General features: G+C 68.7%; 9 protein-coding genes. 7 read left to right on the forward strand and 2 right to left on the reverse strand.

The genetic code is table 11. The annotated features are described in order from the left end of the window. The first annotated feature begins 160 nt into the window (after nucleotides 1–160). Genes ACFYVL_RS17050 through ACFYVL_RS17065 form a run of 4 tightly spaced genes read left to right on the forward strand, consistent with a single transcriptional unit; the run spans nucleotide 161 to nucleotide 4,982 of the window. Nucleotides 161–2,374 carry a polyribonucleotide nucleotidyltransferase gene (locus ACFYVL_RS17050; protein WP_389245364.1) on the forward strand — a complete coding sequence of 738 codons (2,214 nt, stop codon included), beginning with the start codon at nucleotides 161–163 and terminating at the stop codon, nucleotides 2,372–2,374. Next, on the forward strand, nucleotides 2,371–3,750 hold the full coding sequence (locus tag ACFYVL_RS17055; RefSeq protein ID WP_389245366.1) for a M16 family metallopeptidase: 1,380 nt from the start codon (nucleotides 2,371–2,373) through the stop codon (nucleotides 3,748–3,750). Before ACFYVL_RS17050 ends, ACFYVL_RS17055 begins: the two co-directional genes overlap by 4 nt. 23 nt (nucleotides 3,751–3,773) lie before the next feature. Then, nucleotides 3,774–4,526 (forward strand): 4-hydroxy-tetrahydrodipicolinate reductase, encoded by a 753-nt coding sequence (dapB, locus tag ACFYVL_RS17060; protein WP_389245368.1) that lies wholly within the window; start codon nucleotides 3,774–3,776, stop codon nucleotides 4,524–4,526. Between the two features lie 12 nt (nucleotides 4,527–4,538). Beyond that, on the forward strand, nucleotides 4,539–4,982 hold the full coding sequence (locus ACFYVL_RS17065) for a hypothetical protein (protein ID WP_389245370.1): 444 nt from the start codon (nucleotides 4,539–4,541) through the stop codon (nucleotides 4,980–4,982). A gap of 98 nt (nucleotides 4,983–5,080) precedes the next feature. Here the strand turns inward: ACFYVL_RS17065 and ACFYVL_RS17070 are convergent, their stop codons facing one another. Together ACFYVL_RS17070 and ACFYVL_RS17075 are read right to left on the reverse strand one after the other, a co-directional pair. Beyond that, nucleotides 5,081–5,632, reverse strand: coding sequence for a hypothetical protein (locus ACFYVL_RS17070; RefSeq protein ID WP_389245372.1), 552 nt, complete (start codon nucleotides 5,630–5,632; stop codon nucleotides 5,081–5,083). 113 nt (nucleotides 5,633–5,745) lie between these two features. Then, nucleotides 5,746–5,985, reverse strand: a complete 240-nt coding sequence (locus ACFYVL_RS17075) for a hypothetical protein (RefSeq protein ID WP_389245373.1) — start codon at nucleotides 5,983–5,985, stop codon at nucleotides 5,746–5,748. 348 nt (nucleotides 5,986–6,333) lie between these two features. Here ACFYVL_RS17075 and thyX point away from each other — a divergent pair, with 348 nt between their 5' ends. From thyX to ACFYVL_RS17090, 3 genes are all read left to right on the forward strand, one after another. Beyond that, the gene (gene thyX, locus ACFYVL_RS17080; protein ID WP_389245375.1) at nucleotides 6,334–7,086 is read left to right on the forward strand and encodes an FAD-dependent thymidylate synthase; all 753 of its coding nucleotides are present in this window, start codon (nucleotides 6,334–6,336) and stop codon (nucleotides 7,084–7,086) included. A 197-nt stretch (nucleotides 7,087–7,283) separates the two neighbouring features. Then, nucleotides 7,284–8,183, forward strand: a complete 900-nt coding sequence (gene dapA, locus ACFYVL_RS17085) for a 4-hydroxy-tetrahydrodipicolinate synthase (RefSeq protein WP_389245377.1) — start codon at nucleotides 7,284–7,286, stop codon at nucleotides 8,181–8,183. 124 nt (nucleotides 8,184–8,307) lie between these two features. After that, nucleotides 8,308–9,993, forward strand: coding sequence for a ribonuclease J (locus ACFYVL_RS17090; RefSeq protein WP_389245379.1), 1,686 nt, complete (start codon nucleotides 8,308–8,310; stop codon nucleotides 9,991–9,993). Nucleotides 9,994–10,380: the final 387 nt, after the last annotated feature.

The following is a 10,380-nucleotide window of genomic DNA, read 5'->3' on the forward strand; positions in this document are numbered from 1 at the left end:
GCGGCGCCGCCCAGCCCGCCGGTCCTCGGTAGTGGCCCCCGGAGAACATGACCCCGGGTGCTTCGATCGAAGACCGGCCCGCACCACGGAGCGCGCGCTTCTCCGCCACCGTCCCACCGCCACACGGGCGACTGGGGACGAAGACGAGGAGAAAACGCTAGTGGAGAACGAGACCCACTACGCCGAGGCCGTCATCGACAACGGCACCTTCGGCACCCGCACCATCCGCTTCGAGACGGGCCGCCTGGCCAAGCAGGCCGCCGGCTCCGCCGTGGCGTACCTGGACGACGACACCATGGTGATGTCGGCCACGACCGCCTCCAAGAAGCCCAAGGACCAGCTCGACTTCTTCCCCCTCACGGTGGACGTCGAAGAGCGCATGTACGCCGCCGGCAAGATCCCCGGCAGCTTCTTCCGCCGTGAGGGCCGGCCCTCCGAGGACGCGATCCTCACCTGCCGCCTGATCGACCGGCCGCTGCGCCCGTCCTTCGCCAAGGGCCTGCGCAACGAGATCCAGATCGTCGAGACGATCATGGCTCTCAACCCCGACCACCTGTACGACGTGGTCGCGATCAACGCCGCCTCCTGCTCCACGCAGCTGGCCGGCCTGCCCTTCTCCGGCCCGATCGGCGCCACCCGCGTCGCCCTGATCAAGGGCCAGTGGGTCGCGTTCCCGACGCACACCGAGCTCGAGGACGCCGTCTTCGACATGGTCGTCGCCGGTCGCGTCCTGGAGGACGGCGACGTCGCGATCATGATGGTCGAGGCCGAGGCCACCGAGAAGACCATCCAGCTGGTGAAGGACGGCGCCGAGGCCCCGACCGAAGAGGTCGTCGCCGCCGGCCTGGAAGCCGCGAAGCCCTTCATCAAGGTCCTCTGCAAGGCGCAGGCCGACCTCGCCGCCAAGGCCGCCAAGCCCACCGGCGAGTTCCCGGTCTTCCTCGACTACCAGGACGACGTCCTGGAGGCCCTCACCAAGGCCGTCCGCACCGAGCTGGCCCAGGCGCTCACCATCGCCGGCAAGCAGGAGCGCGAGGCCGAGCTGGACCGCGTCAAGGAGATCGCCGCCGAGAAGCTCCTCCCGGCCTTCGAGGGCCGCGAGAAGGAGATCTCCGGTGCCTACCGTGCGCTGACCAAGAAGCTGGTCCGCGAGCGCATCATCAAGGACAAGGTCCGCATCGACGGCCGCGGCGTCACGGACATCCGTACGCTGGCCGCCGAGGTCGAGGCCATCCCGCGCGTGCACGGCTCCGCCCTGTTCGAGCGTGGCGAGACCCAGATCCTGGGCGTCACCACCCTCAACATGCTGCGCATGGAGCAGATGCTGGACACCCTCTCCCCGGTGACCCGCAAGCGCTACATGCACAACTACAACTTCCCGCCGTACTCCGTCGGCGAGACGGGCCGCGTCGGCTCCCCCAAGCGCCGCGAGATCGGCCACGGCGCGCTCGCCGAGCGCGCGATCGTGCCGGTCCTGCCGACGCGCGAGGAGTTCCCCTACGCGATCCGCCAGGTCTCCGAGGCGCTGGGCTCCAACGGCTCCACCTCGATGGGCTCGGTCTGCGCCTCCACCATGTCGCTGCTGAACGCCGGTGTGCCGCTCAAGGCCCCCGTCGCCGGCATCGCCATGGGCCTCATCTCCGAGGAGGTCGACGGCAAGACGCACTACGTCGCGCTGACCGACATCCTCGGCGCCGAGGACGCGTTCGGCGACATGGACTTCAAGGTCGCCGGTACGAAGACCTTCGTCACCGCCCTCCAGCTCGACACCAAGCTCGACGGCATCCCCGCCTCGGTCCTGGCCGCCGCGCTGAAGCAGGCCCGTGACGCGCGTCTGCACATCCTCGACGTGATGAACGAGGCCATCGACGTTCCGGACGAGATGTCCCCGAACGCGCCGCGCATCATCACCGTCAAGATCCCGGTGGACAAGATCGGTGAGGTCATCGGCCCCAAGGGCAAGATGATCAACCAGATCCAGGAGGACACCGGCGCCGACATCACGATCGAGGACGACGGCACCATCTACATCGGTGCCGCCGACGGCCCGGCCGCCGAGGCCGCCCGCGCCACGATCAACGGCATCGCCAACCCGACCATGCCGGAGGTCGGCGAGCGCTACCTGGGTACGGTCGTCAAGACCACCACCTTCGGTGCGTTCGTCTCGCTCATGCCGGGCAAGGACGGCCTGCTGCACATCTCGCAGATCCGCAAGCTCGCCGGTGGCAAGCGCGTGGAGAACGTCGAGGACGTGCTCGCGGTCGGCGCCAAGGTGCAGGTCGAGATCGCCGAGATCGACTCCCGCGGCAAGCTCTCCCTGATCCCCGTCATCGAGGGTGAAGAGGACGAGAAGAAGGACGACGCCGCCAAGTGACGTCGCGCAGTTCCGTGACGACGGCCCGCACCTCCTCGGAGGGGCGGGCCGTCGCCCGTACCCAAACGCTTCTCCAGGGTGAGAACGGCATCGGTACGGTCCGCAGGACCACCCTCCCCGGCGGCCTGCGCATCGTCACCGAAACCCTCCCCTCCGTCCGCTCCGCCACCTTCGGGATCTGGGTCAACGTCGGCTCCCGCGACGAGACCCCCTCCCTCAACGGCGCGACGCACTACCTCGAACACCTCCTCTTCAAGGGCACCGCCAAGCGCAGCGCCCTCGACATCTCCGCCGCGATCGACGCGGTCGGCGGCGAGATGAACGCCTTCACGGCGAAGGAGTACACCTGCTACTACGCGCGGGTCCTCGACACCGACCTCCCGCTCGCGATCGACACGGTCTGCGACATGCTGACCGGCTCGCTGATCCGCCAGGAGGACGTGGACGCCGAGCGCGGCGTCATCCTCGAAGAGATCGCGATGACCGAGGACGACCCGGGCGACTGCGTGCACGACCTGTTCGCGCACACCATGCTCGGCGACACCCCCCTCGGCCGCCCGGTCCTGGGCACCGTCGACACCATCAACGCGCTCACCGCCGACCGCATCCGCCGCTTCTACAAGAAGCACTACGACCCCACCCACCTGGTGGTCGCGGCCGCCGGCAACATCGACCACGCGACGGTGGTGCGCCAGGTCCGCCGCGCCTTCGAGAAGGCCGGCGCACTCGGCGACCCCGGCAGCGTCCCCGTCGCCCCGCGCACCGGAGCCCGCAGGCTCCGCACCGCGGGCCGCGTCGAACTGCTCAACCGCAAGACCGAGCAGGCCCACGTCGTCCTCGGGATGCCGGGCCTGGCCCGCGCCGACGAGCGCCGCTGGGCGCTCAGCGTGCTCAGCACGGCCCTCGGCGGCGGCATGTCCTCCCGGCTCTTCCAGGAGGTCCGTGAGAAGCGCGGGCTGGCCTACAGCGTGTACTCGTACACCTCCGGCTTCGCCGACTGCGGCCTGTTCGGCGTGTACGCGGGCTGCCGCCCGAGCCAGGTGCACGACGTACTGAAGATCTGCCGCGACGAACTCGACAAGGTGGCGGCCGACGGCCTCACCGACGACGAGATCAGCCGCGCCATCGGCCAGCTGTCGGGCTCCACCGTCCTCGGACTCGAAGACACCGGGGCGATCATGAACCGGATCGGCAAGAGCGAACTCGCCTGGGGCGAGCACATGTCGGTCACCGACATGCTCACCCGCATCTCCGAGGTCACCCCCGACGACGTGCGCGAGGTCGCCCGCGACATCCTGGGACAGCGGCCGTCCCTGTCGGTCATCGGCCCGCTCAAGGACAAGCAGGCCACCCGCCTCGACGAAGCGGTCGCCTAACCCCTTTTGTGAAGGAAACACACATGAGCAAGCTGCGCGTGGCGGTCCTGGGTGCCAAGGGCCGGATCGGTTCCGAGGCCGTACGAGCCGTGACGGCGGCCGAGGACATGGAACTGGTCGCCGCCCTCGGCCGCGACGACGAGCGGGAGACCCTCAAGGACTCCGGCGCCCAGGTCGTCGTCGAGCTGACCACCCCCGACTCGGTGATGGCCAACCTCGAATTCTGTGTACGCAACGGAATGCACGCCGTCGTCGGCACCACGGGCTGGACCGACGACCGCCTCGCGCAGCTGGGCTCCTGGCTGGAGGCTTCCCCCTCCACCGGTGTGCTCATCGCCCCCAACTTCTCCATCGGTGCCGTCCTCACCATGAAGTTCGCGCAGATCGCCGCGCCGTACTTCGAGTCGGTCGAGGTCATCGAGCTGCACCACCCCAACAAGGCCGACGCCCCCTCCGGCACGGCCGCCCGCACCGCCCAGCTCATCGCGGCAGCCCGCGCGGAGGCCGGCAGCGCCCCGATGCCCGACGCCACCGCGACGGCGCTGGACGGAGCCCGCGGCGCGGACGTGGACGGCATCCCCGTCCACTCGGTCCGTCTGCGCGGCCTGCTGGCCCACCAGGAGGTCCTCCTGGGCACCGAGGGGGAGACCCTCACCCTGCGCCACGACTCCCTCCACCACAGCAGCTTCATGCCGGGCATCCTGCTCGGCGCCCGCCGCGTGGTCAGCACTCCCGGCCTCACCTTCGGCCTGGAACACTTCCTCGACCTGAACTGACGGCACCCAGCCATGCGCGCAAAGATCACCTACATCATCACGGCAGCCGTCCTGGTCGTCTTCTTCGTCCTGGTCGGCGGCCGTGCCGTCGCCATGATCAAACTGGGTACGGCGCTGGGCATCGGCTTCGGCGTGGCCGCGCTGATCATCCCGCTCATCGGCGTCTGGTTCCTCTGGAAGAACACCGAGTTCGTCCGCAAGGCCAACAGGCTGGCGGCGATCCTCGAAGCCGAGGGCGCCCTCCCGGTCGACGAGCTCAGGCGCACCCCGGCCGGCCGCATCGACCGCGACTCCGCCGACGAGGTCTTCGCCAGGCGCCGCGCGGAGACCGAGGACGCCCCGGGCGACTGGCGCTCCTGGTTCCGCCTGGCCATCGCCTACCAGGACGCCCGGGACACCCCCAGGGCCCGCAAGGCCATGCAGAAGGCCATCGCCCTGCACACCACCAACCCCTGAGCCGGCCGCGGCCCGCACCACGGAAAGGGCCCGCCCCGGAACCAACCCGGGACGGGCCCTGTCGCATCTCGGCCGAACACCGGCCGCGCGCGGTACTCCTACCGCTGCCGGTACTCGTCGCCCCACACCTCCACCGTGTCCGTGGCCCGCTCGAACGCCTCCGGCCGCGACAGGAAATCCGCGTTGTGGTCCGTCAGCAGCGGCGGCAGCTGCGCCCCGCCCTGCCGCTCCATGACCAACGCCTGCCCCTGCACGGTCCTCGGCAGCCCGAGCCACCGCACCGGCTGCTGCACGGTCCGTACGTTCGAGGTCTGGCCCCACGGCACCGTGACGGTCCCGAGGAACCCCACCCGCCGCAGCCCCGCCCGGCTGACCCAGACCCCCATCCGCAGGATCCGCAGCGCACACGCGATCACGACGGCGCCGACACCGAGCACGATCAACGCACCGGTCAGCTCGGCCGCGAAGGCGATGATCATCGCCGAGAGCAGCACGAACGACGCCAGCAGCAGCAACAGGGCCGCGATCCCGACCCGGTAGGGACCGGGCCGGTACGGCCGTCGCCACTGGTCATGGTCGTCGTACGGCAGTGCAACATCGTCCGCGCCGGCTTCAAAAGCGCGGTCGGCCGTCAGGAAAGACAGGGGCACGACTGGTCCTCACTCACAAGCACGCTCGATTGGGCAGTGCCCGGTGAGGCTACCGAGAGGTCCCGCCCCTAGCCACCTCAGGGGGGCCGGAAGAGTCCTGACGGGCCGTGGGATCAGTGGCTCTCGGAGGCCTCGGACTGCTGGGTCTTGCCCGGCGCGTTCCCCGGATCCAGCGCGGGAAGCCCGAACATCAGGGAACCGACCAGCCCGGCGACCACGGTGAGGCCGACCAGCGAACGTCCGAGGAGCTGCGCCGTGCTGGCGCGTTCGGGAGGGGGCGGGGTGACATTACTGCGGAAGCGGTCGGCCTCGGCAACGAAGGCGAACGGGACGGCTTCTCGCCGGCGAAACATGTGTGTCGCTCCTTTCGATCATCGGGCCGGGCCCGATTGCTGGAACTGCTTGCCGAACGTGCTGTGTGCTTGCGGAAAGCGTCTTGCGTACTTGCGGAAACGGGTGCCGCGCCCGCCTTCCGTGGACGCGGTCGCGGTCTGGCTCCGGCGACCCGCTCCACCGACGCACCCGGCATTCGGGCGCCTCTACAGAGAGAGACGTACAACCCCGTCACTTGGTGCCCGATTTCCCCGATTTCCTCAAAGAATGTCCTGACGGCCCGTCGGACCCCACGAGCGGCGTAACGGGCCCCGCGTGGCCCGTAGAGTGGACGCCGCCCAGAGCGACGCAAGTGGAAGGACCCGCCGGTGACCGTGACCCCGGACAGCACCCCCGAAGAGACCCAGAAGCCCAGCTTCCGCAGTGAAGTCACTGTCGAGCTGGTCAAGCACGCCGCGCAGGACTCGGACGTCCTGTGGGCCGCCCGCGTCTCCACGGCCGGCGAGCAGTCCCTGGAGGAGCTCACCAAGGACCCCGAGCGCTCCAAGGGCCTCATCAACTACCTGATGCGCGACCGCCACGGCAGCCCCTTCGAGCACAACTCGATGACCTTCTTCATCAGCGCCCCGATCTTCGTCTTCCGTGAGTTCATGCGGCACCGCGTCGGCTGGTCCTACAACGAGGAGTCGGGCCGCTACCGCCGTCTCGACCCGGTCTTCTACGTTCCCGGCGCCGCCCGCAAGCTGGTCCAGCAGGGCCGCCCCGGCAAGTACGAGTTCGTCGAGGGCACCGAGGCGCAGCAGGAGCTGACCGCCCGCGTCATGGAGGACTCGTACCGCCAGTCCTACGAGGCCTACCAGGAGATGCTCGCCGCGGGCGTCGCCCGCGAGGTCGCCCGCGCCACCCTCCCGGTCGGCCTGTACTCCTCGATGTACGCCACCTGCAACGCGCGCTCCCTGATGCACTTCCTCGGACTGCGCACCCAGCACGAGCTGGCCAAGGTGCCGTCCTTCCCGCAGCGCGAGATCGAGATGGTCGGCGAGCAGATGGAGGCGCACTGGGAGCAGCTCATGCCGCTCACCCACGCGGCCTTCAACAAGAACGGCCGCGTCGCCCCGTAGCCGTACGCAGGCACACATGTACGGATGGGCTGCACGAGGTGTCCGTATTGCGGCGTTTCGAGAAGTTCATCTAGGCTGATCAAACGGACCCGGCACTGCTTGAACCCCCGAGCAGGCAGTGCCGGTGTCCTCTTCCCCCGTCGCACACGGTCCCCCGAGGGGACACCCCGCGCTGAGCAGCGAGTAGCGTGTTACCCATGGCTCCGATCTCCACTCCGCAGACCCCCTTCGGGCGGGTCCTCACCGCCATGGTCACGCCCTTCACGGCGGACGGCGCACTCGACCTCGACGGCGCACAGCGTCTCGCGACCCATCTGGTGGACGCCGGCAACGACGGCCTCGTCGTCAACGGCACCACCGGCGAGTCCCCGACCACCAGCGACGCGGAGAAAAACGACCTGGTACGGGCGGTACTGGAAGCGGTCGGCGACCGCGCCCACGTCGTCGCCGGGGTCGGCACCAACGACACCCGCCACAGCCTTGAGCTGGCCCGCGCCGCGGAGCAGACGGGCGCCCACGGCCTCCTCGCGGTCACGCCGTACTACAACAAGCCCCCGCAGGAGGGCCTGTACCGGCACTTCACCGCCATCGCCGACGCCACCGGCCTCCCGGTGATGCTGTACGACATCCCCGGCCGCAGCGGTGTCCCGATCAACACCGAGACGATCGTCCGGCTCGCCGAGCACCCCCGGATCGTCGCCAACAAGGACGCCAAGGGCGACCTCGGCCGCGCCAGCTGGGCCATCGCCCGCTCCGGCCTCGCCTGGTACTCGGGCGACGACATGCTGAACCTGCCCCTGCTCTCCGTCGGCGCCTGCGGCTTCGTCTCCGTCGTCGGCCACGTCGTCACCCCCGAACTGCGCGCCCTGCTGGACTCCCACCTCTCGGGCGACGTGCAGAAGGCCACCGAGCTCCACCAGAAGCTGCTCCCGGTCTTCACCGGCATGTTCCGCACCCAGGGCGTCATCACCACGAAGGCCGCGCTCGCCCTCCAGGGCCTGCCCGCCGGCCCGCTGCGTCTGCCGCTCGTCGAGCTGTCCGCGGACGAAACCCACCAGCTCAAGATCGATCTCGCCGCAGGCGGGGTACAGCTCTGAACACCGACTTCACAACTGAACAAGCACCACCCGGAAACACCTCGCACAGACATTCAGCCCGTGCACGACACAACATGCGCCCGAGATCAGAGCGATCCGCCACGCGCATGGTGAGGAGAGTCTTTTGAGTCATCCGCATCCCGAACTCGGCGCCCCGCCGAAGCTGGCCAAGGGCGGCCTGCGCGTCACCCCGCTGGGCGGTCTCGGCGAGATCGGCCGCAACATGACGGTCTTCGAATTCGACGGCCGGCTGCTCATCGTCGACTGCGGCGTCCTCTTCCCGGAGGAGGAGCAGCCCGGCATCGACCTGATCCTGCCGGACTTCACGTCCATCAAGGACCGCCTCGACGACATCGAGGGCATCGTCCTCACCCACGGCCACGAGGACCACATCGGTGGTGTCCCGTACCTCCTGCGCCTCAAGCCCGACATCCCGCTGATCGGCTCCAAGCTGACGCTCGCCCTCATCGAGGCGAAGCTCCAGGAGCACCGCATCCGCCCGTACACCCTTGAGGTGGCCGAGGGCGACCGCGAGGGTCTGGGCCCCTTCGACTGCGAGTTCGTCGCGGTCAACCACTCCATCCCGGACGCGCTGGCCGTGGCCATCCGCACCCCCGCGGGCATGGTCGTCGCCACCGGCGACTTCAAGATGGACCAGCTCCCGATGGACGGTCGCCTCACCGACCTCCACGCCTTCGCGCGGCTGAGCGAGGAAGGCATCGACCTTCTCCTCTCGGACTCCACGAACGCCGAGGTCCCCGGCTTCGTCCCGCCCGAGCGCGACATCTCCAACGTGCTCCGCAACGTCTTCGCGAGCGCCAACAAGCGCATCATCGTCGCGAGCTTCGCCAGCCACGTGCACCGCATCCAGCAGATCCTGGACGCCGCCCACGAGTACGGCCGCCGCGTCGCCTTCGTCGGCCGCTCGATGGTCCGCAACATGGGCATCGCCCGTGACCTGGGCTACCTCAAGGTTCCCGGCGGCCTGGTCGTCGACGTGAAGACCCTCGACGACCTCCCGGACGAGGAAGTCGTGCTGGTCTGCACCGGCTCGCAGGGCGAGCCGATGGCCGCCCTGTCCCGGATGGCCAACCGCGACCACCAGATCCGCATCGTCCCCGGCGACACGGTCATCCTGGCCTCGTCCCTCATCCCGGGCAACGAGAACGCGGTCTACCGCGTCATCAACGGCCTGACCCGCTGGGGCGCCAACGTCGTCCACAAGGGCAACGCCAAGGTGCACGTCTCGGGCCACGCCTCGGCCGGCGAGCTGCTGTACTTCTACAACATCTGCAAGCCCAAGAACCTGATGCCGGTCCACGGCGAATGGCGCCACCTGCGCGCCAACGCCGAGCTGGGCGCCCTCACCGGCGTCCGCAAGGACCACATCGTCATCGCCGAGGACGGCGTTGTCGTCGACCTGATCGACGGCCGCGCCAAGATCGTCGGCAAGGTCCAGGCCGGTTACGTGTACGTCGACGGCCTGTCCGTCGGCGACGTCACCGAGACCCACCTCAAGGACCGCCGCATCCTCGGCGACGAGGGCTTCATCTCGGTCTTCGTCGTGGTCGACAGCTCCACCGGCAAGATCGTCGGCGGCCCGACCTTCCACGCCCGCGGCTCCGGCATCGAGGACTCGGCGTTCAACGCCGTCACCCCGAAGATCGAGGACGCCCTCGCACGCTCGGCGGCCGACGGAGTCATGGAAGCGCACCAGATCCAGCAGCTCATCCGCCGCTCGGTGGGCAAGTGGGTGTCCGACACCTACCGCCGCCGCCCGATGATCCTTCCGGTCGTCGTCGAGGTCTGATCGAGGTCTCCGTACCTCATCTTCTGGAGCGGGGCACCTCGATTTGCATCGAGGCACCCCGCTCCAGTACGTTTACGGCTCCACCCCAGCGGGAATCCGGTCGCACTCGTGCGTCCATGAGTTCCGGCGGGAGGTTGGAAATTCCGACTCAGAACTTCTGATAAAGTCGGAGCCGCCGGAAAGGGAAAACTCGAAAGCGAAGAACCTGGAAAGCGTCGAGGAAATCAGCACCGGAAACGGTCTGATAGAGTCGGAAACGCAACAACACAAAAGAAACACCGAACGAAAACGTCCGGAGGAAAGCCCGCAGGGGTGAGTACGAAGGAAGCGTCCGTTCCTTGAGAACTCAACAGCGTGCCAAAAGTCAACGCCAGATATGTTGATACC

This window comes from Streptomyces sp. NPDC004111 (genome assembly GCF_042874215.1).
GTDB lineage: Bacteria > Actinomycetota > Actinomycetes > Streptomycetales > Streptomycetaceae > Streptomyces.